Origin of the sequence: Pedobacter sp. R-06 (genome assembly GCF_049913135.1) — a bacterium.
Taxonomy (GTDB): Bacteria; Bacteroidota; Bacteroidia; order Sphingobacteriales; family Sphingobacteriaceae; genus Pedobacter.
Map to the genome: position 1 here is coordinate 3751582 of NZ_CP183977.1, position 25314 is coordinate 3776895.

The following is a 25314-nucleotide window of genomic DNA, read 5'->3' on the forward strand; positions in this document are numbered from 1 at the left end:
TATGGTAAACATCACAAAAAAATCCAGTACATTAAGGATTGCCGTTGCAACCGCTACTGTAAAGGTATCAAAGCAAGAAACCATTGATGCGGTTGAACAACGCAAAATCCCCAAAGGCGATGTGTTTGAATTTGCCCGTGCAGCAGGCTTATTCGGGGTAAAAAAAACCAGTGATGTCATTCCGGATTGTCACCCGCTTCCAATTGAATATACCGCTATTACCTACGAAATTGTGGATTTAACCATCATCATTACGGTTGAGGTACATACCATATACAAAACAGGTGTAGAAGTTGAAGCCATGCATGGTGCCTCGGTTACGGCTTTAACCATGTACGATATGTTAAAACCGATTGATAAAGGTGTTGAAATAGAAAATATTAGGCTTTTAAAAAAATCGGGAGGAAAATCTGATCTTAAAAATGCCAAATTCCCGGAACTAAAAGCGGCTATTGTAGTTTGCTCAGATTCTATTTTTGAAAACAAAACACAGGATAGCTCTGGCAAAGCGATTATTTCGAGATTAGCCCAATGGAACATCAATGCCGAGAAGTATGAAATCGTACCCGACGAGATCAACATCATTCGGAACAAAGCCAGCGAATTAAGCAAAGGCGGATACCATTTAATCATTTTTACCGGAGGAACCGGCCTTTCACCCCGCGATGTAACTCCAGAGGCCATTGCTCCTTTAATTGACCGTAATATCGATGGGATTATGGAAACTGCCAGACGTTATGGCCAGGAGCGCATGCCTTATGCCATGCTTTCGCGCGGTGTAGCAGGTTTTATCGGAGAAACATTGGTACTTACCTTCCCAGGGTCGAAAAGTGGTGTAGAAGAAAGTATGGATGCCCTATTTCCTCAGGTTTTGCATTTATTTAAGGTGATTAAAGGTGAAAAACATTAGTTAGGATAAATCGTCAAAGTAGATGCTACATCACCAACTTTAAGATTAGTCAAATCTTTCGCTGTGTCAGTCTGAGCCTGTCGAAGACTTTCAATTTTTGTCAAATCAAAAAAACGATTATCCTTCGACAAGCTCAGGATGGACATCTCTTTTTTAGCACATTGCTGTGTACGACTTTCAAAACAAAAAAACAAAACCTTAACAGTCTTCAACAATATTAAATCTAAACAGCAAAAATGTTTTTTGCGATAAAAAATTAAGTCCTATTTTTGCCCCATGTCGTCTAAATATAAGATTTTATACTTTTTCCAAAATTCTGATACCACTATTCTAGAAATTCAGCGTCTTGGTCTGCCCGATAATGCAGATGCAGAAGCAACCTACCACTGGCTTTACTTCGATAAAGTTACGGGTTCATTGATTAAACTATGGTTCAGATCGATGGATTCTTCTACCGAAATTGAAGAACGTTATTTTGAACAGGGTTATCTTAAATTCAATAAAACAGAGGCTACATATATCGAAAAGCACAATTCTTCGCAACAAAAACTCAATAATATGGGTAATAGAGCTATTGGAGATGAAATAAGTGTTTTATTAGAGAGTTACCTGAAATAATTTAGGCCATTTCTGGCAGTTCTGATTCTAAGCCAACTTTACTTAAAGGATAACGAGAGGTATGGAAATCTTGTAATGACTGACAAAAACCAGGATACCATTCTTGTTTTTGCATGCTTTCTAAAAGCTGTGCACAGGCGAGCACATCGGCATCAGCTTGATGCAGTGCATGAGCAACAAAATTAACCACATCCCAAACGCCTTCCATCATAAAAAACCTAAAGGTGGATAGGATTGCAGACCACTGTACTTTTTTGGCCTGTAGCAAAAAGAACCGTGAAACAGGGCTACATAAACGCTTAAAGGCCATATAATCCTCTTCAGCACCATCCAGGTTTAAAAGGCCATCTCTATACGGGAGATTTACGATTTCTGCAGCAATTTTATCACGGCCATGGAAATAAATACTCCCTGCGCAGATGGAAGATATCGATATCAGGGATAAATGATCGTAGATTTCGGGATGCATTTTCAACTTTCCATTACGTACAAATACCAGCCCACCTTTTTTAGCTGCTCCAACCTGTGTATTCATGGCTGATAAACTTAATAGCTCAAATTCGCCTGCAAAATTAAGTGCTGTTACAAACTGTGCTGCAGCCATAAAAGTACCCCGATCAAGAGGTTTGTTGTTTATAACAGGTTCCTGAATTGAAAAAATAGAAAGTTGCAAAAATATAATTTGTTTGGTTCCGGCCGACTAGATCGACATTAGCAAAAATAAAAATCCAATTCAGAAAACAACTATAGAGATCGCGTGTAAAGAGGGGCAGATTGGTAATTAACTAGAAATGAGAAGGAAATTTTTTCAACCTTTTTGTTCAGTTAATGATGTACCCGGTTTCGATGGCGTAATAAAATATGAGGGCAAAAAAAAGCAGGACTAAATCCTGCTCAAAATCTTTTTGGGGAAGAATTAAACAACTCTTACTTTCACTGCATTAAGGCCTTTTTTGCCTTCTTGAACTTCGTATTCAACTGTATCATTCTCTCTGATTTCGTCAATCAGGCCTGATGCATGCACAAAAATCTCAGATCCGCTTTCTTCTTTAATAAAGCCAAAGCCTTTTTCTGAGTTAAAAAATTTTACTGTTCCGTTTTTCATTATACTGGATGTTTTTAAATTAAAAACCAAAAATAGGATTAAAACCCAAAAACCAAAATTACTGGCAAACAAAATTGCTAATTATGCACAAAAAGATTTACCACTGTAAAGATTATGTTGCCATTTTACAGTATAAGGTATTAATCACGAATATTTACGAGCATTAAAAAGATTTTCCTTGCGTAATGGAAGAATACCAATTAATTGGGTGCGACCTTAAGTTCATTCCATCACTCTCAATATGATACAAGATAATGGGCATACTGAAATCGACAAAACGTTCTACCTGCCTGGAAAGTTTACCGAGAAAGTCCATACTCGATATGCCTTCCTTTAAATGAACGTAAATTACACTGCCTGTTTTAAACTCAAAGCGTTCTACCACTCCTGGCCACTCTGCTTTTATCCTGGTTAGGAAAGCTTTGATTTTGGTTTCTTCTTTTAGATTTTCCATAAGCTTATCAGGTTTTTTAATATATGCTAATTTAAAAAATTATTCCAAATAAGATTAATTGTAACAGGACCTATACAATTCGTATTAAAAATCAATAAAAAACAAAAGAGCTGCATAATGCAGCTCTTTTAATGATAATTCTTCAACTAAAACGATAATTATTTATCAATAACACACTTAAAATCAATTATTTGAATCAAAAATCTATTAGATTTTACCTTTATACACTAAATAAAGATATATTTGACGTGAAAAATTACTTTAGAGAAACAATTTCCAAACCACTACTCTTTAATTCTTTTCCTTTAACATTTAATTGTATAGTTCCGCCTTTCTTATTTGATTGTACCACAACCACCAGTTTTCCACTGAATAATTTCATGGTTGGTTTTACAAACGATTCCAAAGAAGTAGCATCGCCATTACAAACCGCTTTAAATGTCCCCGCTCCTTTTACTTCAAAATTTAAAGCGTTGGTGGCTGTTGGACAAGGTATACCATTTTGATCAACTACCGATACAGTTACAAAAGCCAAATCTTTTCCATCGGCCGTAATCTCTTTTCTATCCGGTGTTAATACAATTTTATAAGGTTTACCTGCAGTAGTTACCTTTTCTTCGGCTACGGGTTTTCCATTGCTGTCAAAAGCTACAACCTTTAAGATTCCTGGTTCGTATTTTACATCCATCCACATCAATCTGTAGCGGTTCTGTGGTGTTGATTTATCTTTTTTTCGTACACCCAAACTTTTACCATTCAAAAAAAGTTCGGCACTATCGTAGCTAGTGTATACAAAAACTGGCGTAGTTTGACCTTCTCTTCCCTCCCAGTTCCAATGTGGCAATAAATGTAAAGTTGGCGCAGCTTTATTCCATCGACTTCTGTACAGGTAATAACGGTCTTTAGGTAAACCTGCAAGATCGGAAATCCCAAAATAAGAACTTCTTGACGGCCAGCTGCTATCATAAGGGGTTGGTTCGCCCAGATAATCGAAACCTGTCCATACAAATTCTCCGATTACCCATGGTTTATCGTCCTGCATTACAAAGTCATCGTCAGGTACATTAGACCAGCTACAATATTCAAGATCATAAGAAGAAGACTGAAAATCAGGATATTGTTTATCAAATCCTTTTACAACCGGAAATTTATATATCCCCCGGGAGCTTACCGTTGACGCTGTTTCAGATCCCAAAATAAAGCCCTGTGGAAAAACCTTATTGGCTTCTTCGTAAAGATGTACCCGATAATTTAAGCCTGGGATATCCATTAATGCACCAAAACCCGATTGCATGGTTGCCTTCACCTGATCCATCCCTACGGTAACAGGACGTGTAGGATCCTCCCTGTGGAAAATTTCCTGAAGCCATTTAGCCCTTTTAACACCTTCTGAACCAAACTGGTCGGGCACTTCGTTTCCTGAGCTCCACATCACAATACAAGGGTGATTTTTATTGGCCTGTACCAGATTTACAATATCTTTTTCGGCATCGGTATTGAAATATAAATGGTAACCATTTTCTACCTTGGCCTTTGCCCATTCATCGAAACTTTCGGCAAGAAACATGAATCCCATTTCATCGCATAGCTCCAATTGCTCAGGGGAAGGCATATTGTGTGAACTTCTGATGGCATCGCAACCCATTTCTTTCAAAATTGTTAATTGTCTTCTTAATGCAGCCGTATTAATAGCAGCGCCAAGCGGACCAAGATCGTGGTGCAAACAAACGCCTTTAAATTTCCTCACCTGGCCGTTCAGGCTAAATCCTATGCCTGCACTAAAATTGATCGTTCTGATTCCGAATCTTGTTTTTACTACATCCTTCAATATCCCACCTTCATAAACGTTCGATACCGAAGTGTACAGATAAGGCCTTTCTGGGCTCCAAAGTTTGGGATTGCTGATTTCTATATTTTGATCGGCTTCGTTTCCAAAGATTGATTTTGCCGTATCAATAGCCACCTGCTTACCTAAACTGTCTAAAATTTGTGTAACCAAACGAACACCTTTACCTGTTAATTTGGTTTTGATATTCACTTTGGCAAATTCTTTCTTTACTATTGGGGTCGTTACTGTAATTCCCCATTGTTCGATGCTTTTTTCGTCTTTGATGGTGATATGCACATTGCGATACAAGCCTGCTCCAGGATACCAGCGCGAAGATTTGGGCATATTTTTAAGATGAATAGCCAATAAATTACCGGTCGTTTTTAAGTCGTTAGTGATGTCGATATAAAAGTAATTGTAACCGTAATTCCATTGTCCAACCTGTTTCCCGTTCAGGTACACACGAGGTTCGCTCATGGCGCCATCTATCTGAAGCAGCACTTTCTGGTTTGGTTTAAGCGCTGGGAGATTTAGTTTTTTTCGGTACCAGCCTTCCCCAATATAAGGTAAGGCTCCTGTTCTGCCCGTTTTTTCAGTGGCTTTGCTTTCGCCGTTCTGAGTGATGGCAGTTACCTGTTTGTCTATTTCCTTATCAAAAGGTCCGCTAATAGCCCAATCGTGCGGAACAGAAACAGTTTCCCAGCGTGTATCATTAAAAGTAGCTTCGGCAGCATTCGGGAAATTTCCTTTTGAGAATTTCCAGCCTTCATCTAACAGGATTTCGGTTCTTTGGGCAGCGGCATTTAAATAAAAAATACCCACTAAAAAAAGTGGTAATAATATTTTTTTCATCAGGGATTATTTAGGATAAATTCGATAGCAATATAACTTCTTTTTAAGTTAACACCATATCAAATTAATTCCCAGCTTTTCGGTGCTTTAAATTGATTGCAGATTGAACAGCGTGGCAGAACCGAAGTAAGGATGCCGAAGTAGAATATAAACGATGTTTGTATTGTCATTTTCAGAATACGACAATAAAAGTAAAAAAGCCCTTCAATCCTGAGAGGGCTTTTTCATAGTCGTCTATCCCTATAAGTAGGAATCCAAAACTAATTAATGCCTTTAATATTTTTAGAGGTTGAATAAACTGAACAGAAAAATTTTTCAGCTTAATTCATCCTTGATTTTTTAGCTTTACATGCCTTTAAATGGCTATAACAAACTATTACTCCACTCCCTTTGCATTTGTTGGAATAACGTACAGCGATTTCGAAGCTGTAATAAAAAGCATGTTTTTGTCTTTTCCGCCAAAACAAATGTTACCGCACCACTCTTCTGGTATATCAATATGACCGATTTTTTCGCCAGTAGGTTTATAAATATCCACTCCTTTTCCGGTTACATAAATATTTCCATTACGATCTAAAGTCATTCCGTCAGAAAGCTGATTAAGGAAAAGCTGCCTATCCGTTAATCGGGCATCGGCACCAATACTATAACGATAAGTTTTATTGGCGCTCATATCGGCCACGTACAAAAATTTACCATCCGGAGTACCTACAATACCGTTAGGCTTGATGATGTCATCCGTCACAATGATGGCTTCTTTTTTTCCTTTTGGAAGATAATATACCTTTTGACCTTGAATCTCAGGCGATTTCCTGGTCCAGTAATCGCGCTGATAATAAGGATCAGTAAAATAAATGCCTCCTTTAGTATCCAACCAGATATCGTTTGGTCCGTTTACCTTTTTGCCTTCATAATCGCTGAAGAGCACTTTTATCTTTTTGTTTTTATCGATAGACCAGATCTGGTTATTCTCGTCGGCACAAACAATCAGGTTGCCTTTTTTATCGAAATAAGTACCGTTTGCCCTTCCCGATTTGTCCATATACAGGCTCAGTTTGCCATCGATGCCATATTTCCAGATTTTATCATTAGGCTGATCAGTAAAAAACACGTTCCCCTGTTTATCAACCGATGCACCTTCTGTAAACTTAAACTGTGAAGAAATCAACGTTAAACTATCCTGAACAAAAAGATTTTGCCCTGTACTTTGCGCAAAAGAGATGGTGCTTAAGGCTGAAAGAGCCAAAAAGAAGAAATATTTTTTCATGTGTATTTTTTTAACAAACCTATCAGGTTTTTGAGACCTGATAGGTTTATAAAGATATTAACTTACCTGTTTCCCTTTCAGTAACATATTTAGTGCATCATTCAGCGTTCCAGCTTTTTGCACTTCGCCTTCATTTACAAAATAAATCTCGTCGGCGTTTTCGATGGTGTTTAAACGGTGCGCAATAATGACAAGCGTGGTTTCTTTCGACAGTTTATTTAAAATGCTTCCTAAAAGCTGTTCAGTTATGGTATCGATGTTGGCTGTAGCTTCATCAAGGATTAACAGTTCAGGATTTCTCAGTACCGCGCGCATAAAGGCAATTAACTGTTTCTGCCCCAGACTTATACTGTCAGATCCTGAAGTAATCTGCGTATTTAACCCTTCGTCAAATATGGCTAAAAGTGCGTTTAAATTGGCTTCTTCAATTATTTTCTCCAACTGCGCATCACTTACGTCCTTATATTGACTATTACCATACAAAATATTCTCTTTTACAGTTCCTGTAAATAAAAATGGCTCCTGTAAAATGAATCCGATTTTTTGTGTTCTTTCCTCAGCAGAAAATGAACGGATATCTTTACCATTTAATAAAACTGTTCCTTTTGTGGCATCGTACAAACGCGAAATTAAAGAAGCAGTAGTGGTTTTCCCTCCTCCGGTTGGACCAATTAAGGCGTAAGTTTTTCCTTTTTCGAACCTCAGGTTAATGTTATGGAGGATTTCTTTACTGTCATCATAAGAGAAATGCACATTTTTAAACTCAAGCAAAGCATCAGAAGTGATATTTTCGTCAACTTTAATCTGTTTTAAGTTGCTTTCTAATGATAAAATCTGCGATATCCTGTCCCAACTGGCCATCGCCACCTGAAAACTTGTCCAAAGGGCAGCCAATTGCCTCAACGGATTATAAAAATTGGTGGTATAGGAAATATAACTTACCAATAAACCCAATGTAAAGTTGCCGGTAGAAATCAGGTAAATACCGAATAATAAGGTAATCAGCTGTGCTATGCTTGATAACAAACCGTAAACAGGCACAAAAATATTATTGGCCAACCCCGCACCTATAGCTGTTTTATAGTTTTCGGCATTGGCTTCATTAAAACGTTTTCTAAAATAATCCCTACGGTTAAATGCAATAATCACTTTAAAGTTATTCAGGCTTTCCTGTATTTCGGCGCTCATTCCGCCAACGCTTTTTAAGTTTTTGGCATTTTTTCCTTTTACCCAGGGAGATAAAGCCATCGTAAAAAGAACGATCACTACCGCAGGCGAAAGTGTTGCAGCACCTAGTTCTAAATTAATCGAAAGCAAGAAAATACCGGCACCGATCATGGTTACAATACTGCCTATAAACTGCATTAACGACTGCGAGAAAAACTGGTTCAGCTTATCGGTATCGTTATTTACTCTCGAAATCAGATCGCCAGCTTTGTTCTGATTAAAAAATGAAACCGGTAACTCCTGCAGTTTATTAAAAATGGCATTACGCAAAGTGTACAACATTCGTTGACCAACTCCCCCCATCAACCTGGTTTGAGTGTAACCGGTAACCATGGCAATCATGTACATCACCAACAGTATGCCACCAAAAATAAGCACACCATGAAACTGTTTCGTGCGGATGTAGGTATCAACTGTATGGCCTACCAGTAATGGCCCTAAAAGCAATAGACCTGAGTTAACCAAAATGGCAATCAGCGCCAGCCAAAGGTTCTTACGTTCGGCCGAGATCAGTTTTAGCAGGCTTTTCAGCGCCTTAAAAGTAGATTGCTTTTCCTGCTTGGTGTTAAGCTGGTTAAGATTGTAGTTCATAATTACTGGTGCTCTGTTGTGAATTGTAAATCTGAACATATTCCGGACTACTTTTCAGCAATTCCTGATGGGTTCCTTCTGCAATGATTTCGCCCTGCATCAGCAAGATCACTTTATCGTAATGTTCAACAGAAGCTATTTTTTGTGTAATAGAAAGTAAAGTTAAACCAGGATAATTTTGTTGGATGTTCTCCAAAATCCTTTTCTCCGTATTGGTATCAACACGGGCTGTAAAATCATCAAGTAATAAGATCTTCGGATTCACCGCTAAAGCCCTGGCCAGCATAATGCGTTGTTTTTGTCCACCCGAAAGGCTGTTTCCACGTTCTGACACAATGGTGTTCAACTGATCAGGTAAAGCATCTACAAAATCTTTAAGTTCGGCAGTAGCTATGGCTTTCGCTAAAGATTCATCTGTAACGGTATCGCTGAAGGCAATATTTTCCCTGATGCTCATGTTGAACATAATGCTGTCCTGAAATACGAAGCCAACCTGTTGGTGAAAATTCTCCTGGTTGTACTTTTTAATTTCTTCGTTATCGAACAGCACCGCACCAGAATCTGCTTCAATAAGACCTGTTAAAATATAAAGTAGTTGTGTTTTACCCGCAGCCGTAGGACCGATAATAGCGGTTTTGGAACCCGCTTTGGCAGAAAATGAAACCGATTTTAAAACTGGTTTTTGTCCGAAACTCAAATTAAGGTCTTTCGCTTCTACATCTCCTCGCAGTTGTGTCGTCAACGTGCCTGGATGTTTGATCTCAGCAGCATTGAGCACACTTTCTATCCTTTGGTAAGATGCCGTAGCCTGCGCAATTACATTGCTCATAAAACCGATTACCAAAATGGGAAATATAATGAGCGTGAGGTAACTGCTAAAAGCGGTAAATTCTCCAAGGGTCATCGAATTGGTAATTACAAAGTGACCACCCAGTACCAGAATGCACAAACCAGATAAATTGGCTGTAAAAACAATAACCGGAATCAGCGCAGCAAACATACGGAGAATGGAAATTCCTAAATCTCTCGCCTTGGCATTCGCATCTATAAATTTATTGTATTCTAAAGCTTGTGAATTAATTACCCGGATTAAAGCCGAGCCTAAAATACTTTCGCTGATTACTTTGTTCAACCAATCGATCACTTCCCTACTCTTTTTGAAAAGCACTTTTACCTTGCTTAACACGTAAAAAAATGCCCCACCGATTATCGGCACAATAGCAATGACACAAAGTGCTAGTTTCCAGTTAATTATCAGAAGGAGAATACTTGCTCCAACAATTAAAAATATAGACGAGCAGATAGAAACGATAGCCTGCGAAACAAACATTTTAATCGAATCGGCATCGGCTGTAAGATTGGTCAGCAGTTTTGATGGATTAGCCTGAATAATGTAGGCATGGCTCTGTCGTGAAATCTGATTAGATAATCTTGTTCTTAAATCTCTTGCCACACGTTCAGAAGCATAGGTTTGCACAATACTCTGCAAATAAGTAAAGATAAAAACAAGTACAATAGCCAGTGAAAACTGAAGTAGAATGGATTGAAGATTGAAAGTTTTGTTGGTATAAGAATCGATACCGCTTGCAATAATCTTTGGTAAGAGTAAGTTGATACCGTTACTGAGCAACGCAAACAGGATCAACATAAAAATTAAGCCTCTGTAATTTCCAAGTAAACCGAAAATACTCGGCTTTTTGGCTTCTTTGGTTTTTTCCATATCAATGAAGATACCTTAAATTGTAGGCTCCAAATTTAGCCCAAAGAAATGATTAAATGACTGAATTATTGAATTAGAGAATGTAATTTATTCGAGGGATATTCTCGGTCAATAATTCAATCATTCTCTAATTCAATAATTATCCTACTTACTTTCCTTCAAAACCATATCGATGGTAATGGCAGTGGCCACAATTGCAACTTTCTGATTGCTTTCGGCATAACTTGGATCGATAGAAACATTGTATTTATCGGCCGTTGTGAAAACTTCTTTCAAAGCGCCAGCCCACTTTTTGTTTATTTTGCCCATTTCGGCACCTGCGTTATTGGTGATGCTAAAATTCCAGGCTTTCCAATCGCCAGATATTTTTGCGATCTCTTCTCCAGATGCGGGGTTTGAAATGGTAAAAGTTGGCTTGAAGAATTTAAATTTTTGTTTAATAATCCCCACTTCAACACCAAGCGGATCGGTCACAATAATTTTCGACATCCAGAAGGTCCACCCTCTTGTAATGGTGGCCTGCAACTGGTCGTTGATATCTGTAATTTCTAATTTAAAAGGCATCATACGCTTATCAACCAATAAGGTTAAAGCTTTTTGCCAGCCAGAAATACGCTGTTTAATAATCCCGATCTGAGCGCCCTGATCGTTGTACACTTTGTACTCGTTCGCAAACTTTAAAAAGTTTACTTTCTCATCAATAAAATATTCGTCGCTTAAAAAAAATGGAGGAATCTGCTTGTTCATATTGTAGTTTTAATATTAGATAAGTTGCTAAAATATATATTTTTTTTCATTGCAGGTTCAAGTAGTGGTGAGGGAGCGTCATTGCGAGAAGGCTTTTTCAGCCGACGAAGCAATCTTTACAGCCAGGATCACCAATATGATAGATTGCTTCGTCGTTCCTCCTCGCAATGACGACCTTTCTTTTGAATCCGCTAATGATAGCCTGGCGAAACATAAATAGATGTTTTTTTCCCCACAGATGCTATTGATATCAGATCTGTGCGCATCCTTTTGGCTATGGTTAAAATTACTCCAACTTCATTTAAAACCAATTTGCAACGAAACATTGCTACCTTTGCAGCAAAAGCCATTGAAGAAAATGGTTAAACCCAAAACAAATGATTGAAATAGGAAAATACAACGAGTTAAGGATTTTAAGCAAAACAGAAGCTGGATTAAACTTAACCGATGGCGATAAACTGGTCATCCTGCCTTACCAATACGTTCCGAATGGTGTAGAAATTGGCGATAACATTACCGTTTTTGTTTTTGTACAAAAAGATGGCCGCTTAACCGGAACTACCCAGAAAGCTTATGCCGAAGTGGGCGATTTTGCTTTTTTAAAAGTGGTTTCTGATGGTGATGACGGTGTTTTTATGGATCTTGGTATTGATAAAGATGTTTATGTACCAGATCGAGAGCAAAAAAGACCAATGCAAAAAGGCTATAAATATGTGGTTTACCTTTATTTAGACGAAAGTAATGATCGCCTATTGGCTTCTTCTAAGCTGTATGATTTTGTTGAAGAAGATGGCTTCGATTTTGAAGAGGGCGACGAGGTAAGCTTATTGATTACCGAAGAAACCGACCTTGGTTTTAACGCCATTATCAACAACACTTATATCGGTTTGCTTTACAATAACGAGGTTTTTGATAATATCCAACCGGGCGAAATGCGCAAAGGCTGGATCAAGAAGATCAGAGTGGAAGGTAAGATCGATTTAACCCTACAGCCAAGTGGTTACGGCCATATTCTCGATTCGAAAGAGATGATTTTAAGAGAGCTGAAAAAAAGTGGCGGTGTAATTGAACTGGGCGATAAAAGTTCTCCTGAAGATATTTATCACCGTTTCCAGATCAGTAAAAGTGCTTTCAAAAAAACCATTGGTTCATTGTACAAAGAACGCTTAATTGTACTTTCTGACGATTCGATCAGACTGATTACAGATGAGGATGCTGAATAAAGATAATTTTTAACATTAAATCCGTCATTTCGACTGAAGTGAAACGAAATGGAGAAATCTCTCTAGATAGATCTCTCCATTCCACCGTGTTCCAGTCGAGATAACAAAATTTTCTTTGTGTATTCGTGGTCAAATCCTAATACGAGAGGTTAAAACTTAATTCAGATTAAACTTTTCGTTCTGCACCTTCACCGCATTCGAGGCCGAAACAATAGCCACGATCATAATCCCGATTACAATAGCCAAAATAACCTGCAAGGTAGAATATACCTTCGTTCCTGAAACGAAGATCTTTGAACCTTTAATCAGATCGTGACCAACTTTAGATTGTATTTTAATCAAGTCCGAAAGTTTGACTAAAGTCTGGTTTGCTGCATTCCTACCCATCGATTCATAAATTGCCCTACCCTCTATGCCAGCCATGTTCAAAATCTTAGCCTCCAATCCCTGCTGAACGGTTAATGCTTTCTTAAGGTCGTTTAAAAAACTTTTCTCCTGTTCTACCAATAAAGTAAGTTCATATTTATTAATGACCGAATCTATTTTACGGTTGTGTTTATTCATTTTCACCATACCAGTTGAGGGATGAACAGCACCATTACCTAACAATGTTTCCTGAAGGATTTCATTTTTATAATATAGGTTTTCAGCAATAAAGTATAAATCTGTTGCCGGAACAAGCCTATCATTGTACATTGAAATAAAAGATTCGTTAATCTTCTCTACACTTTTGTCTTCCAGAAAGCGGATCAACAAGGTGCAGCACATGATGCAGAAAAGCAGGAAAGCTATTTTTAGCTTGTTTTTAAGACTAAAGGCAAATTTCATATTATAATTGGTTAGTATGTTCACCACAAGGGTACAAAGAAAATCAATCTGTGCAATCCTTAAATCTGTGTAATCACGTTCTAAAAGTAATCCTCCTGCGCCGTCTTCGCGAAAAGCTGTGGCGCAAAATTGACTAAATATAACTCTTTTTTCGCTCGCGTTACAGCAGTGTATAACCAGCGGAGAAAATCGAGATCGATCATTTCTTCAGTAAGATAACCCTGATCAGCAAAAACAGCATCCCACTGCCCGCCCTGTGCTTTATGACAGGTTACCGCATAAGCAAACTTAATTTGCAGGGCATTATAAAAAGGATCGGCCTTAATGGCCAACATCCGTTGCCGCTTATTGGCAATATGCTCGTAATCTTCATTAAGCCCGTCAAAAAGCTTTTTATTCTGCTCGTAAGGCAGATTAGCACTTTCTAAATTGAGCGTATCCAACATTACTTTGCAACTAATCTGTCCTGCGGCCGGAAAATCCATAAATTCTAAAGTAGCATCGGCAAAACGGAATCCATAACGTTCCTCTTCTCCCCTCACGCGAATCACCTTTGCCATATCGCCATTGGCAATAAAAGCAGTATCCTCGTTCTCTGGCAGCCAGAAATAATTGTTCCGTACCACCATAATCTGATCGCCACCTGTTAACTCTTCTTCACGGTACAACAACCTTGCTCTAATCTGTTGGTTATACACATTAGCCGATTTATTGGAGCGGCAAACCACCAGGGTATTTTCCATACCGAATTTGCGGTAAGCATACTCCAGTCCTTCAACCAAACGTGCCCCAGGCATATTATAGATATCTGTATAACTTTTAGTCAGGAATTTAGGCATCGGATTTTCAGGATTTTTAGCAATCTGATTTCTCAACATCGTGGCATTGGCCAAAATACCCGATTTCTTTCCTTGCCTAACCACTTCCTTTAACTCAACAGACGACACGGTTAGGGCAAATTTATCTTTGAGGTATTGTTCGTTCAGTGCCGGACTATCTAAACTCCCCACAGGGGGCAGCTGTGCCGTATCACCCACAAAAAGCAAAAAACAGTTTTTAGAATTGTACACAAACTCCAGTAGATCTCTTAATATTGAAGAGCCTGTTTCGTTAAATTCATCGGCAATCATCGAGGCCTCGTCGATAATAAACAGCGTATTTTCGGAGAGGTTAGGTGCCAGTTGAAACTGCATTTCGGGCGATGCCGCCGAGCGCTTGCGGTAAATCCGTTTATGTATGGTTAAGGCCTTTCGGTATGAATACTGGCTCATTACTTTCGCTGCCCTTCCTGTTGGCGCCAGCAGTTCACTCCGCAGATTAAATTGTTTCAAAACCTTCACCAGGGCCGCAACAGAGGTGGTTTTACCCGTACCAGCGTAACCTTTAAGCACAAAACAGCGGTACTCGTCATCCTGTTGCAAAAAGACCGACATCCGCTCGCAAAAAAGCAATTGCTCCTTAGTTGGTGTATGCTCATATGCTGAAGCTATAAGTTGACTTTTATCGAGGATCATCTCTAATGGTTAATTGTTTTAAACGGTTAATCGGTTAACTATTTAGTGCGAGCGTAATAGTACCTGAGTTTTTAGCACAACCCTATTTAACTAAACCGTATTGAAGCGATATCTCCCGATCTAGATAAACATTTGTTTTTTTGCAAAGGTTTTGATCGGGAATTTAGCGGAAAGACGGACCACAGTACCCGATGGGCAGTACAGCACCTTTCCAAACCAATGCAATCTTATGTCTTATGCTTTCTGCTCTTTGCCTATTACAAAAGTAAGGTTTCAATGCGGTGTGCCATTACCATATTTTGTTTTTTGCTATAACTGAAAATGGTAAAATGGCCATCCTGAGAGGCTACCAAACCAATAGATTGGGGCTGATCGTTAACAAACTGGGCGACAGAAAAATGTCTCGTTCCTCCGAGCTGTCCGGGATAAAGAATTTTATCTTCGCCTCCTACAATAGGTTCCGAAAATGCAATCTGTTCTACCGTTGGTTTGCCTTTGGCACGACCAATTTTTGCGCCAAATGCGATCAGGTCAAATTCTTCATTTATTATCGTTGCACCATCAACGGCTGTTAAACCTGCCAAATGCTCAACCTCGCGGCGCACTGCCCCCTGCGAAAAAATTTCGCTCTGGTTTCCGTTCTGTTTCGCCAGGTTGGATAAACCACAAAACGGAGGTTCTACCAAATACTGTATCGGGTGGATAATGGATTCTTCCCACTTCGTATCGCCTTTCGGCACAATTAGCAAGGCACCCCCACGGCCATGGGCACGCATAGAAACCGAAAACTGGATCAAAATATTAATAGGATCGTTCCAGCTTGCTAAAACAGTCAGATCTAATAAGGCCTGCAAAATAGGCGGACAATCTTTATTTGCACAACTGGTATCATCAACAATACGGATCTGCTCTCCTTTAAGTACGGCAACATTGGTAAACTTACCGATGCCGTAAATCCTTCGGTGTTTAATTACGATCAATCCAGGTTCAGAAACATCCACAACAAAACAGAAGTTCGGAATATTGAGGGTTGTACCCCAGATATAAAGTTCGCCATCTTCTTCCCAAACCCCTAAGTGAATCCCTGAACGTTCAATCCCAGGTGCTATTTTGGTTAAGGTATTGGCATTTAAGGCTAGTTTTTTTGCAAAACGCAATGGTTTCGACGTTTGATCCGGCGGTAAAAAAGCAATTGAAATCCGCGGCGAATGCCCCTCTTCTTTACGTAAGCTGCTCCAAAAAGCAACATCAATTATCGCTTCAATTATTTTTCGATCCGGTTGAGTAGCCAAATCTATTTCACCCTGCGCAATTGCATTTTTATGCAGTTTCACAAAATGTTGCTCAATAGTTGCTGCAATCGTGTTTGCCGCTTTATAGGTAGGCTTGTAACTCATGTTCCGAATTTAAGCCGAATATTTCGATTTTTGAATACCCGAAAGGTTTGATTTTGGTAAAAATTTCTCGAAATTTTAACCGCAAAGTACACAGAGACAAGATTAACCAAAAAGACGCAAAGCACACCAAGTTAACAGTATATTTCGGGTGAATATAAATTCACTCAAATGAACTAAGGTGTCTTGTAAAAAGGTTCATTGAATAATTAGTAAGCAAAATGGCTAGAAGTTGTTTCCATGAACCCCGTGTTTCGTGGCAAAAATTAAAGCACTAGGAGGCAAAATCAAAAATTTAGCCTCATCTTACTGTTAATCCTCAAAAAAGTCTATTTTTGTTTCAATGAGTAACAATAGTCTCTTATTAGTCGACCCGAATTTTAAAGCTGATGCATCTGCAAGCTGCCATTTATTATTAAAAATAACAAATGACAGCTTTTCTTATGCTGTGATAGGTAAGGATACAGAAGAGATTAATATCATTTTTGATAAACAAGGTTGTGAAGATGTACAGAAAGAACTGAAATCTGCCTTTGAAACCGATAGTTACTTATCATTAAACTATGCAACGGTAAAAGCCGCAATCCATACCTCAAATTTTATTTTTATTCCTGATGAATGGTTTGATGGCGAAAATCTATCCGTTTATGCGAAGTATTTAGGTTCTGATGCTAAAGTTTATACTAAACACAACGATAAGTTAGGTTTTAATACTGTTTTTTGTTTAGATGAGGATTTAAAAGCAAATCTGCCTGAAAAAACAGATTTATTTCCCCAGTCGGAACCATTAATGGTTTTATTTAATCATTTGGCAGATGAGTCTTTATTAATAGATTTTACAGCAATATCTTTTAATGTACTCTATGTAAAAGATAAAAAGATAGTTTTTCAAAACCATTATCAATCAGAAAACGCTGAGGAGTTTAATTATTTCCTGTTGCTGATGATCGAGCAACTGGGTTTAACTGATGCTATTCCTGTCTATTTACAAGGCATTATAAACGAAGATGATGAGCATTATAACTGCTTATTAAAATACTTTAACCAACTTTATTTCTTCCTTCCTGCTGGAAAACAAAATAGCGAATTATTGGCCGATATGCCTAAACACTATTTCAGCGGTCTCCTTGCTTTAGATTTATGCGAATAATTGGTGGCAAATTAAAGGGAATCCGTTTGCAGCCCCCTGCAAATTTACCGGTACGGCCAACTACGGATATGGCCAAAGAAGCGCTCTTTAATATCCTCAACAACAAATATGATTTCGAAACCTGTTCTGTTTTAGATTTATTCTGCGGTACCGGAAACTTAACTTTCGAATTCGCCTCGCGTGGCGCAGAAAGTATTTTAGCCGTTGATATGGATTATGGTTGTGTAAACTGGGTTAAAAACACAGCAAAACAACACCAGTTTGATCAAGTTGATGTGCGTAAAGGTGATGTATTCAAGTTATTAAAACAAATGACTGGTGCTTACGATCTGATCTTTGCCGATCCGCCCTACAATATGCCCAACATCCCACAGATTCCGGTGATGGTAAAGGAACAACAATTGCTTAAACCCGATGGCTTGTTAATTGTAGAACACCAAAGTAACATGAAACTGAACAGCCAGCCCGGCTACACCGAAACCAGAAAATACGGCAATTCTTCTTTCAGTTTTTTTGAGTTTAGCGAGTAGCAAAAATCCTAAGCTTTTCCTTAGCCGGTATAATATTATTATTATTTTTGAAAGCGGGCATTTTTGCATTGTGGCGGCCTTTAGTCCTGCTTTTCATTGCAAGTCCTCACCCGATAAAGGATCGGGTTCCGGGCTTTCCATTGCAATCAGGCTTAAAATGAACGGTCTGCTCCAGTTATAGCGCCGTTGAATGTCTTAATGTTCTTAATTTCTTAATGATAAAAGATTAAACCAGGTGTATTGCGTAAATCTGTGTTTCCGTGGCAAAAAACAACCCTCTTTGTGTTCTTCGTATCTTTGTGGTAAATAATTTCACCATAATAATCTATATTTGAATCATGAAGATAGCGCTATTTCCAGGCTCATTTGACCCCATCACCATTGCTCACGTAAACATTTTACAACGTGCCACGCCACTTTTTGATAAAATTGTAGTGGGTATCGGACTAAACAGTTCTAAACAGAATTTCTTAAGTGCAGCGCAGCGTCTTCAGATTCTACAGACTGTTTTTAAGGGTTATCAAAATATCGAAATCCAAACTTATGAAGGCTTAACAGTAGATTTTTGCAGAAAAATTGATGCCACCTACATGGTGCGCGGTATCCGTTCAGCATCCGATTTTGAATATGAAAGAGCCATCGCACAAATCAACCAGACCATGATGCCCGAAGTAGAAACCATTTTACTTTTAAGCAAACCTGAATATTCAGCCATTAGCTCTACCATCGTCCGCGATATCTTAAGAAACCATGGCGATGTGAGTCCATTTGTACCTAAAGAAGCACTTAGTTTTTTATAGCCTTGAATGATGTGCTGTCAGGTGTTACCTCCTGACAGATAAATGCATTTACATACCTATTTCTAACTCAACTGATCTTAGCGTCTGGCTAAGACATAATTATTGCTATACCGCATACCAATTACGGGAGATAAAGTATAGTCTTAGCGAGACGCTAAGACCAATAAGTTTAATTTATTTGTGTCAGATAGAAATATCTGACACCACGATCAGCATCATAAACTTCAACCACTAAAAAAATGTCAGTCTGAGCAGAGATGAAGGCTTCTAGTCTATCCTTGTCCATCCTCCTTTACAGTAGTTTAATATTATTTAAATTTAAAATGTAACGTTTTAAAAAATTTGTTACCAATGGGTTATAATATTAAATGAAAGAAACAGAAAACATATTTATCACCCTGATCAATCAGCACAAAGCCATTATACATAAGATTTCTAAAATGTATATGAACGGTGCTGAAGAACAGCGCGATCTGTTTCAGGAAATCGTATTCCAGCTATGGAAAGCCTACCCTACTTTTAAAGGCAAGGCCAAATTCACCACCTGGATGTACCGTGTATGTTTAAATACAGCTTTAATTTACTTTAAGAAAGACCATAGAAAAGTAGATAAAACACCATTGGATGATAATATTGATATAATAGATGTAAATGAAAGTGCAGAAAAAGAAGAAAAACTGGCCTATCTGTACACTGCGGTACAAGAGCTGAATGTGATAGAAAAAGCTTTGATATTTCTCTTTCTCGAAAATCAGTCTCATCGCGAAATTGCCGAAAACCTGGGCATTAGCGAGGTAAATGCAAGAGTTAAACTGAACAGAACTAAAGAAAAATTACAATTTATCATAAAGAAAAACGGTTATGAATTTTGACGATATAAAAAATGAATGGAATGCTGAGAATCCGGAAGGAAGCAACATTTCTACAGATATGCTTAAAATAAAACAGGCACATACTCCAATTGATAAAATAAGGGGAAAAATGAAACACGAGTTTTTTTACCAGATCTTCTTTTTGGTGCTCATGGCCTTTGTTCCTTACTTTTTTGGTTTCTCATCTGCAATGAATCAGGTGTTTTTAATGTTTTATGCCATCACCTGCGGATTTACCGCTTATTATTTTTTTAAGTTTTATCTGTTCTATAAAAACTCTTACGATATGAGTTTGGATTCACGCAAAAACATCCTTTGGTTTTTCTACGAAATGAAACTGAACATCGAACTATATAAAGCCCTCACCTACATCGTTGCATTTATCGGCGTCGCATTCATTACAGTTTATCTGTTTATAGAAAAGGCTTCCATTTTCAATAAAATTTTAGCCAAGCTTTCATCTGTTTACATCTTATTAAACTGTTTTATTACCATTCTGATTATAGGCGTAATTACCGAATTATGGGCATGGTATTATTATGGCAAGTATTTAAAACAGGTTAAAAAAGTTGTCGATGAGTTAGATTATGAGTAATCTGTGCAGTCAGATGTTACCATTTGACAGTTAAAGCACCGATTCACTGATTTTTAGATTAATCTACATGTGCAGTCAGATGTTACCATCTGACTGTTAAAATATATTAAAATACCAATCAATAATTGTTCAGATCAGTGTCAGATAGAAATATCTGACACAAGATGTGTAGTCAGATGTTACCATCTGACGCTTCGACGTTCTTACAATATTCCTCCGGCCCTCAGTACATCCATAATTGATGGAAAAGTATTTTTAACTACTGGCGAAATGTGGTTTTTATCCAGCCAAACTGCTTCATCAATGCCTTCTTCCTTTTGAGGTACCAATTTTGGTTCACCCTTAACTTTCATTTTGTACCAATTGGTTTTCTTGATTACCATTTTGGTACCAATTGGGTAAACATGATAAGTTTTACAAAGTTTTTCTTCGCGTTTAAAAACCCTGATGCCGCACTCCTCCTCTACCTCACGAACAGCGGCTTCCTTCATCTTTTCGCCTTCTTCGAGCTTTCCTTTGGGTAGATCCCACTTTTTGTTCCTGAAAATAAACAGAAAATTGCCATTTGCACTCTCTACCAAACCACCGGCTGCCTTAATAATAGTGCAATCTTTCTTTAACTTTTTGAAGGTTTCCTGAGGATTTTTTGTTAAGAAAATATAGCTCTTTTTAGAACCGTTTTTTAACTTTTTGTAGAATGTTTGCAGGTTAAAATCCTGAAATTCCAGTTGCTGAATTTTTTCTTTTTGCTCTGGCAAAAAATCTGAGATAAACAAAGTGTTATCATTGATATAAATTCTATAATTTCTTGGCATATATTTTTAACACACATTAAGTAGAGAATGATGCATTTTATAGCAACCCGCTCCTTTCCCGATTACATTTAAAGAGTTCTTTCTGCGAAAACCTATATATTTTGCAATGCTCTAAAAGTAGAAAAATTGTTGGGTTATTTATAGGATATAAAAAAAGGTTACAACAATTAATGTTGTAACCTTATCTAAATTAACGCTCTCAATCAAAGATTGATGCAAGGCTCTCACCCCTTGCTTGGTACAAATATAGAATAATTTATTAAAGAGTGAAAAAAAAATAATATTTAATCGATGATGAACCTATATAACCTAAAGCCATACACACTAGAATGTAAAAAAAATGGTTAGTTGTCTGTATTGGGGCATTCAGCTAGAAAACAATGGCGAATAATTCCTGCAACGATGAATATTTTTTATAATTTTAACCTTTTAATCTGCTATGCCCATACCTTCATTATCCGAAACAGATCTGGAAGCATACCGAAACGATCTTTCTAACCCAGAAAAATCAACAGGTACGCTTTTTATCACATTAACTGGGCTTTATCAGCGTTTTGCCGGCAATGAGCAGTTATTGGCCAATTTCGAATACGCATCTGAACTTCATAGTTTGGAGAACAATTATGCTAAAAAAAAGGAGCATTACAATAAAGAAATTGCAGAGCTTAAAAGGCAGTTTAAACAATTAGATAACCGTATTATTGCCGCAGAACAAAAGCTTCGTCATGGTATCCCCGACGATTTGATGGTGATGGATAAAATTATAGCCGAGCAAGAATCTATCGTAGAAGATCAGGAAAAGCTTAATAATGCCGAATCATCCATCGTAGAGCAGGTTAGAATAATAGATATAGCACATGGAAAAGATCTTCAGAAGCTAGAACAACAACAAAACAATAGAAATACACCGCTGAACAGTAAATTTTCTGCTTTTAATGAACAGATAAAACAAGCAGAAAAACGTATTACGCTAAAAGCAGGTGCAATCTCGATTATTGCCATTATCGGCATTCCGCTAATAATAGATATGAGCTTGGTATCATTAGGATTGCCCGCCTTAAGCAAGAATACCAATAATCTGATCTTTACCCATTATGTCTTTTTAATCACGCTGATCCTGGTCGAGTTGTTCCTGGCCGAAAAAATCAGAAGCAGGATTTCGCGCACCTTATCCATCTCTTATCTTAAAGATTCGTTAAGCACGCTGCAAAACCTGCTGATGGAAAACAAAAAACAGATTTTCAAAGTAGAATCTGCTCACAACATCTCTATATCAGAATTTGTAAAACAAAATTATACGACTTAGGAGATTGATCTGTCTGATAAACAAATAGGGATTTAGAAACCTTTTCAGCTCCAAACCCCTATACTGTTAATGTTATCTGATATTTAGATTTACAACGTCGCCATATCAATCACAAAGCGGTAACGTACATCGCCTTTTTCCATACGTTCGTAAGCATGGTGGATATCTTTCATATCGATCATTTCGATATCCGATACAATATTGTTCTCGGCACAGAAATCTAACATTTCCTGAGTTTCGGCAATACCTCCAATACCCGATCCGGCAAGACTTTTTCTGCCACCAAGCAAACTAAAAGCTGCAATTTCTGCCGGTTTAGGTGGAACGCCTACGCAAATGTGAATACCATTTGTTCTCAATAAAGAAAGGTACATGTTAAAATCATGCTCAGCAGATACTGTATCTAAAATAAAATCGAAAGTACCTCTGGCAGCTTTAACCTGTTCAGGATCGGTAGTTACCACAAAATGGTGGGCGCCAAGCTTTTTGGCATCTTCTTCTTTCTTTGGCGAAGTACTCAATACCGTTACTTCGGCGCCAAAAGCTACACCAAATTTCACAGCCATATGGCCTAAGCCACCTAGCCCCAGTACAGCCAGTTTATGGCCTTTTCCTACTTTCCAGTGTTTTAGAGGAGAATAAGTGGTAATACCTGCACATAAAAGCGGTGCTACAGCAGCAAGATTTAATTTATCTGATACATGAAGTACAAATTCTTCGCGCACTACGATCGTATCCGAATAGCCGCCATAAGTTGGTGTTTTACCATCTCTTTCTAAACTATTGTATGTTTGCGTATTTCCTTCCAAACAATATTGTTCTAAATCTTGCTTACAGTTTTCGCAAACCTGGCAAGAATCTACCATACAGCCAGTACCGGCAAGATCACCAACCTTAAATTTTTTAACATGATCTCCAACTTTTACTACCCTGCCCACAATTTCATGGCCAGGAACCATCGGGAATATACCTGGAAACCAATCGTTTTTTATCTGGTGCAGATCTGAGTGGCAAACCCCACAGAAAAGTATCTCGAACTGAACATCATGAGGCCCTACTTCCCGGCGCTCAAAATTCCAGGGTGCAAGATCTGTTTCGGCATTTTGTGCCGCATATCCTTTTGTTGCTATCATAAAAATTTAAATTAATTATACCATAGCAAATGTAAACAGTGCTTTGTTAAGAACAATTACACAAATCAAATAAATCATTGCAAAATTCAAACAATACATTATCGCATCAAGCCATTTAGCTGAGCATATTGAAGGAGCATAATCGTTTTTCCATCCTTTATTTCGCCAGATTTGATCATCCCAAGTGCCTTTTCAAATGGTAATTCCAAAACTTCTATATCTTCATTTTCTTCTTTAAGGCCACCACCACAATGCAATTTCATTTCGCTCGAATATGCAGCCACAAAAAAGTACAATAATTCGGTAACCGAACCCGGTGACATATAGGCTTCGAAAACTTTTTCTACCTGATCGATCCTAAATCCGGTTTCTTCTTCAGTTTCCCTCCTGATACAATCCTCAGCATTATCCTGATCCAACAATCCGGCACAACATTCAATCAGATAACCCGTGTCATTTCCGTTAATAAACGTCGGAATTCTAAATTGACGGGTAAGCACAACTGTTTTATATTGCTTATTATACAATAAGATTGTGGCACCATTCCCCCTATCATAAGCTTCACGCGCTAAAGTAGATTTAGCGCCATCAGTTCCCGTCATCTCGAAACTTACCTTTTTTAGTGTGTACCAGTTATCGGATAAAATTTGAGTGTTCAGTATATTAATATTTTTCATGATTGATCATTATTGATTTATTATGATTATTTTTGATCGAATTAAATCATTATTTATGACATTTCAAAAAAGAGCACATAAAATCCTTGAACTTTTAGAGGAACTTGGCGAAGTGGAGATCAGACAATTGGCAGCAGAAATAGGTGTTTCTGAAGTTACCGTAAGAAGGGATCTTGCAAATATGGCAACAAACGGACTGCTGTACCGTACACATGGTGGGGCAATGAAAGTAAGTGAGTTAATTAAACCAGTATCATTTGTTAACAAAGCAGCTGTTAATTTTAAGGCTAAAGATGCGATCTGTAAAAGGGTGGCAGAAGATATTAATGATGGCGATATTATATTCATCGACTGCGGAAGTACGGTTTTTAGGTTATGCCAATTTATCAAAAACAAAAAAATAAAAGTAATTACCAATTCTCTGCCAATAGTAAATGAACTGCATGGCAGCGCTGTAACCATTAACCTTATTGGAGGTGAAGTTGATCCCATCAGACAGGCAGTTCATGGAACAATGTCACTTGAGCATATAGGCAGGTATCGGGCTTCGAAAGCTTTTTTAGGTGTGGATGGAATTACTGCCGAGGGACTATATGCCGGAAGTGAGCACGAAGCTTCGAATACTTTGGCTATGGCATCGCAAAGTGATTGTACTTATATGTTATGCGATGCCGGCAAAATAGGAAAAACTTCATATCTAAAGTTTAATGATTTATCATTGGTAGATGTTTTGGTTACAGATTATAATGGACCTGAAATAACAGCATTCCAGTCAAAAGGAATCTCAGTATATTCAGTAACGCATTAATATTATGGGGTCTCAATTATTAGGAGAACAATCCATGTGTGATTTCTACAACAGCATCATCAGCATAGAAAAAGATGGTAAAGAAGCTTGGAGCCTGCGTAATTGCTAAAATATCTTCACGCTTAATATGGTTCTCGTTGATAAAAAGGGTAAGGCGCTCATGCGAACTGAAATAATCGGATTTTAAAACAATCATAAATTGAGGATATTAATTAAGACGGCAAATTTTATCGATTGTTACAAATACTCAAGTTGGAAAGATCCTGAAACAAGTTCAGGATGACGAATGGAGAGAAATAAACGCTGACGATCGTCATCTCGGATGTGGCGCTGCCCATCTCGAAATGACG

General features: G+C 37.9%; 25 protein-coding genes. 10 read left to right on the forward strand and 15 right to left on the reverse strand.

Going from position 1 to position 25314, the window contains the following annotated elements:
• Position 1: 1 nt before the first annotated feature.
• Both moaCB and ACN9MR_RS14945 read left to right on the forward strand, forming a co-directional pair.
• Positions 2-910, forward strand: a complete 909-nt coding sequence (gene moaCB, locus ACN9MR_RS14940; protein WP_426324756.1) for a bifunctional molybdenum cofactor biosynthesis protein MoaC/MoaB — start codon at positions 2-4, stop codon at positions 908-910.
• A gap of 276 nt (positions 911-1186) precedes the next feature.
• On the forward strand, positions 1187-1528 hold the full coding sequence (locus ACN9MR_RS14945) for a hypothetical protein (protein WP_426324757.1): 342 nt from the start codon (positions 1187-1189) through the stop codon (positions 1526-1528).
• A gap of 1 nt (position 1529) precedes the next feature.
• Here ACN9MR_RS14945 and ACN9MR_RS14950 read toward each other — a convergent pair whose 3' ends face one another.
• The 8 genes from ACN9MR_RS14950 to ACN9MR_RS14985 form a co-directional block, all read right to left on the reverse strand.
• On the reverse strand, positions 1530-2201 hold the full coding sequence (locus tag ACN9MR_RS14950; protein WP_426324758.1) for a hypothetical protein: 672 nt from the start codon (positions 2199-2201) through the stop codon (positions 1530-1532).
• A gap of 243 nt (positions 2202-2444) precedes the next feature.
• Entirely contained in the window at positions 2445-2633 is a 189-nt protein-coding gene (locus tag ACN9MR_RS14955; RefSeq protein ID WP_025142821.1) for a cold-shock protein, read from the reverse strand.
• Between the two features lie 163 nt (positions 2634-2796).
• Positions 2797-3087, reverse strand: a complete 291-nt coding sequence (locus ACN9MR_RS14960; RefSeq protein ID WP_057933358.1) for a hypothetical protein — start codon at positions 3085-3087, stop codon at positions 2797-2799.
• 256 nt (positions 3088-3343) lie between these two features.
• Positions 3344-5767: a DUF4982 domain-containing protein gene (locus ACN9MR_RS14965; protein WP_426324759.1), complete on the reverse strand. Its 2424-nt coding sequence runs from the start codon at positions 5765-5767 to the stop codon at positions 3344-3346.
• Positions 5768-6143: 376 nt separating this feature from the next.
• Positions 6144-7034, reverse strand: coding sequence for an SMP-30/gluconolactonase/LRE family protein (locus ACN9MR_RS14970; protein WP_426324760.1), 891 nt, complete (start codon positions 7032-7034; stop codon positions 6144-6146).
• A 57-nt stretch (positions 7035-7091) separates the two neighbouring features.
• Positions 7092-8852, reverse strand: a complete 1761-nt coding sequence (locus tag ACN9MR_RS14975) for an ABC transporter ATP-binding protein (protein ID WP_426324761.1) — start codon at positions 8850-8852, stop codon at positions 7092-7094.
• Positions 8836-10572, reverse strand: a complete 1737-nt coding sequence (locus tag ACN9MR_RS14980; RefSeq protein ID WP_426324762.1) for an ABC transporter ATP-binding protein — start codon at positions 10570-10572, stop codon at positions 8836-8838. Before ACN9MR_RS14980 ends, ACN9MR_RS14975 begins: the two co-directional genes overlap by 17 nt.
• A 144-nt stretch (positions 10573-10716) precedes the next feature.
• Positions 10717-11319 carry an LURP-one-related/scramblase family protein gene (locus ACN9MR_RS14985; RefSeq protein ID WP_426324763.1) on the reverse strand — a complete coding sequence of 201 codons (603 nt, stop codon included), beginning with the start codon at positions 11317-11319 and terminating at the stop codon, positions 10717-10719.
• A gap of 377 nt (positions 11320-11696) precedes the next feature.
• On the opposite strand from ACN9MR_RS14985, the gene ACN9MR_RS14990 reads away from it, so the two are divergent.
• A complete protein-coding gene (locus ACN9MR_RS14990; protein ID WP_426324764.1) occupies positions 11697-12542 on the forward strand; it encodes a CvfB family protein in 846 nt (281 codons plus the stop codon).
• A 156-nt stretch (positions 12543-12698) separates the two neighbouring features.
• Here ACN9MR_RS14990 and ACN9MR_RS14995 read toward each other — a convergent pair whose 3' ends face one another.
• The 3 genes from ACN9MR_RS14995 to ACN9MR_RS15005 form a co-directional block, all read right to left on the reverse strand.
• Positions 12699-13370: an MCP four helix bundle domain-containing protein gene (locus ACN9MR_RS14995; protein WP_426324765.1), complete on the reverse strand. Its 672-nt coding sequence runs from the start codon at positions 13368-13370 to the stop codon at positions 12699-12701.
• Positions 13371-13450: 80 nt separating this feature from the next.
• On the reverse strand, positions 13451-14884 hold the full coding sequence (locus ACN9MR_RS15000; RefSeq protein WP_426324766.1) for an ATP-dependent DNA helicase: 1434 nt from the start codon (positions 14882-14884) through the stop codon (positions 13451-13453).
• 257 nt (positions 14885-15141) lie between these two features.
• Positions 15142-16281 (reverse strand): putative sensor domain DACNV-containing protein, encoded by a 1140-nt coding sequence (locus ACN9MR_RS15005; protein ID WP_426324767.1) that lies wholly within the window; start codon positions 16279-16281, stop codon positions 15142-15144.
• Between the two features lie 340 nt (positions 16282-16621).
• Between ACN9MR_RS15005 and ACN9MR_RS15010 the strand changes: the two genes are divergently transcribed.
• The 5 genes from ACN9MR_RS15010 (at position 16622) to ACN9MR_RS15030 (ending at position 20225) form a co-directional block, all read left to right on the forward strand.
• Complete coding sequence (locus tag ACN9MR_RS15010) at positions 16622-17428, forward strand: DUF3822 family protein (RefSeq protein WP_426324769.1); 807 nt, start codon at positions 16622-16624, stop codon at positions 17426-17428.
• A complete protein-coding gene (gene rsmD, locus ACN9MR_RS15015; protein ID WP_426324770.1) occupies positions 17419-17958 on the forward strand; it encodes a 16S rRNA (guanine(966)-N(2))-methyltransferase RsmD in 540 nt (179 codons plus the stop codon). The genes ACN9MR_RS15010 and rsmD overlap by 10 nt, the downstream gene beginning before the upstream one ends.
• Before the next feature lie 338 nt (positions 17959-18296).
• Positions 18297-18758 carry a pantetheine-phosphate adenylyltransferase gene (gene coaD, locus ACN9MR_RS15020; protein WP_426324771.1) on the forward strand — a complete coding sequence of 154 codons (462 nt, stop codon included), beginning with the start codon at positions 18297-18299 and terminating at the stop codon, positions 18756-18758.
• A 368-nt stretch (positions 18759-19126) separates the two neighbouring features.
• Positions 19127-19630 carry an RNA polymerase sigma factor gene (locus ACN9MR_RS15025; RefSeq protein WP_426324772.1) on the forward strand — a complete coding sequence of 168 codons (504 nt, stop codon included), beginning with the start codon at positions 19127-19129 and terminating at the stop codon, positions 19628-19630.
• Entirely contained in the window at positions 19620-20225 is a 606-nt protein-coding gene (locus ACN9MR_RS15030) for a hypothetical protein (protein ID WP_426324773.1), read from the forward strand. Before ACN9MR_RS15025 ends, ACN9MR_RS15030 begins: the two co-directional genes overlap by 11 nt.
• 203 nt (positions 20226-20428) lie before the next feature.
• On the opposite strand, the gene ACN9MR_RS15035 is transcribed toward ACN9MR_RS15030, so the two are convergent.
• The gene (locus ACN9MR_RS15035; RefSeq protein WP_426324774.1) at positions 20429-21040 is read right to left on the reverse strand and encodes an NUDIX hydrolase; all 612 of its coding nucleotides are present in this window, start codon (positions 21038-21040) and stop codon (positions 20429-20431) included.
• Positions 21041-21479: 439 nt separating this feature from the next.
• Between ACN9MR_RS15035 and ACN9MR_RS15040 the strand changes: the two genes are divergently transcribed.
• Positions 21480-22346 (forward strand): hypothetical protein, encoded by an 867-nt coding sequence (locus ACN9MR_RS15040; RefSeq protein WP_426324775.1) that lies wholly within the window; start codon positions 21480-21482, stop codon positions 22344-22346.
• Positions 22347-22435: 89 nt separating this feature from the next.
• Here the strand turns inward: ACN9MR_RS15040 and ACN9MR_RS15045 are convergent, their stop codons facing one another.
• Complete coding sequence (locus ACN9MR_RS15045; RefSeq protein WP_426324776.1) at positions 22436-23479, reverse strand: NAD(P)-dependent alcohol dehydrogenase; 1044 nt, start codon at positions 23477-23479, stop codon at positions 22436-22438.
• Positions 23480-23577: 98 nt separating this feature from the next.
• On the reverse strand, positions 23578-24156 hold the full coding sequence (gene nudK / locus ACN9MR_RS15050) for a GDP-mannose pyrophosphatase NudK (protein WP_426324777.1): 579 nt from the start codon (positions 24154-24156) through the stop codon (positions 23578-23580).
• A gap of 55 nt (positions 24157-24211) precedes the next feature.
• Between nudK and ACN9MR_RS15055 the strand changes: the two genes are divergently transcribed.
• Positions 24212-24964: a DeoR/GlpR family DNA-binding transcription regulator gene (locus ACN9MR_RS15055; protein ID WP_426324778.1), complete on the forward strand. Its 753-nt coding sequence runs from the start codon at positions 24212-24214 to the stop codon at positions 24962-24964.
• Between the two features lie 19 nt (positions 24965-24983).
• On the opposite strand, the gene ACN9MR_RS15060 is transcribed toward ACN9MR_RS15055, so the two are convergent.
• On the reverse strand, positions 24984-25160 hold the full coding sequence (locus ACN9MR_RS15060) for a hypothetical protein (RefSeq protein ID WP_157258061.1): 177 nt from the start codon (positions 25158-25160) through the stop codon (positions 24984-24986).
• Between the last annotated feature and the right edge of the window lie 154 nt (positions 25161-25314).

Excerpts from the sequence above, each read along its gene's own strand:
- ACN9MR_RS15045 (WP_426324776.1), bottom strand. The coding sequence starts at position 23,479 with ATGATAGCAACAAAAGGATATGCGGCACAAAATGCCGAAACAGATCTT.
- coaD (WP_426324771.1), top strand. The coding sequence starts at position 18,297 with ATGAAGATAGCGCTATTTCCAGGCTCATTTGACCCCATCACCATTGCT.
- ACN9MR_RS14975 (WP_426324761.1), bottom strand. The coding sequence starts at position 8,852 with ATGAACTACAATCTTAACCAGCTTAACACCAAGCAGGAAAAGCAATCT.
- ACN9MR_RS15040 (WP_426324775.1), top strand. The coding sequence starts at position 21,480 with ATGCCCATACCTTCATTATCCGAAACAGATCTGGAAGCATACCGAAAC.
- moaCB (WP_426324756.1), top strand. The coding sequence starts at position 2 with ATGGTAAACATCACAAAAAAATCCAGTACATTAAGGATTGCCGTTGCA.
- ACN9MR_RS14965 (WP_426324759.1), bottom strand. The coding sequence starts at position 5,767 with ATGAAAAAAATATTATTACCACTTTTTTTAGTGGGTATTTTTTATTTA.
- ACN9MR_RS14990 (WP_426324764.1), top strand. The coding sequence starts at position 11,697 with ATGATTGAAATAGGAAAATACAACGAGTTAAGGATTTTAAGCAAAACA.
- ACN9MR_RS15025 (WP_426324772.1), top strand. The coding sequence starts at position 19,127 with ATGAAAGAAACAGAAAACATATTTATCACCCTGATCAATCAGCACAAA.
- ACN9MR_RS15000 (WP_426324766.1), bottom strand. The coding sequence starts at position 14,884 with ATGATCCTCGATAAAAGTCAACTTATAGCTTCAGCATATGAGCATACA.
- ACN9MR_RS14970 (WP_426324760.1), bottom strand. The coding sequence starts at position 7,034 with ATGAAAAAATATTTCTTCTTTTTGGCTCTTTCAGCCTTAAGCACCATC.
- ACN9MR_RS14985 (WP_426324763.1), bottom strand. The coding sequence starts at position 11,319 with ATGAACAAGCAGATTCCTCCATTTTTTTTAAGCGACGAATATTTTATT.
- ACN9MR_RS14980 (WP_426324762.1), bottom strand. The coding sequence starts at position 10,572 with ATGGAAAAAACCAAAGAAGCCAAAAAGCCGAGTATTTTCGGTTTACTT.
- ACN9MR_RS15035 (WP_426324774.1), bottom strand. The coding sequence starts at position 21,040 with ATGCCAAGAAATTATAGAATTTATATCAATGATAACACTTTGTTTATC.
- ACN9MR_RS14955 (WP_025142821.1), bottom strand. The coding sequence starts at position 2,633 with ATGAAAAACGGAACAGTAAAATTTTTTAACTCAGAAAAAGGCTTTGGC.
- ACN9MR_RS14945 (WP_426324757.1), top strand. The coding sequence starts at position 1,187 with ATGTCGTCTAAATATAAGATTTTATACTTTTTCCAAAATTCTGATACC.
- ACN9MR_RS14960 (WP_057933358.1), bottom strand. The coding sequence starts at position 3,087 with ATGGAAAATCTAAAAGAAGAAACCAAAATCAAAGCTTTCCTAACCAGG.
- ACN9MR_RS15005 (WP_426324767.1), bottom strand. The coding sequence starts at position 16,281 with ATGAGTTACAAGCCTACCTATAAAGCGGCAAACACGATTGCAGCAACT.
- ACN9MR_RS15030 (WP_426324773.1), top strand. The coding sequence starts at position 19,620 with ATGAATTTTGACGATATAAAAAATGAATGGAATGCTGAGAATCCGGAA.
- rsmD (WP_426324770.1), top strand. The coding sequence starts at position 17,419 with ATGCGAATAATTGGTGGCAAATTAAAGGGAATCCGTTTGCAGCCCCCT.
- ACN9MR_RS15060 (WP_157258061.1), bottom strand. The coding sequence starts at position 25,160 with ATGATTGTTTTAAAATCCGATTATTTCAGTTCGCATGAGCGCCTTACC.
- ACN9MR_RS14995 (WP_426324765.1), bottom strand. The coding sequence starts at position 13,370 with ATGAAATTTGCCTTTAGTCTTAAAAACAAGCTAAAAATAGCTTTCCTG.
- ACN9MR_RS15010 (WP_426324769.1), top strand. The coding sequence starts at position 16,622 with ATGAGTAACAATAGTCTCTTATTAGTCGACCCGAATTTTAAAGCTGAT.
- ACN9MR_RS15055 (WP_426324778.1), top strand. The coding sequence starts at position 24,212 with ATGACATTTCAAAAAAGAGCACATAAAATCCTTGAACTTTTAGAGGAA.
- nudK (WP_426324777.1), bottom strand. The coding sequence starts at position 24,156 with ATGAAAAATATTAATATACTGAACACTCAAATTTTATCCGATAACTGG.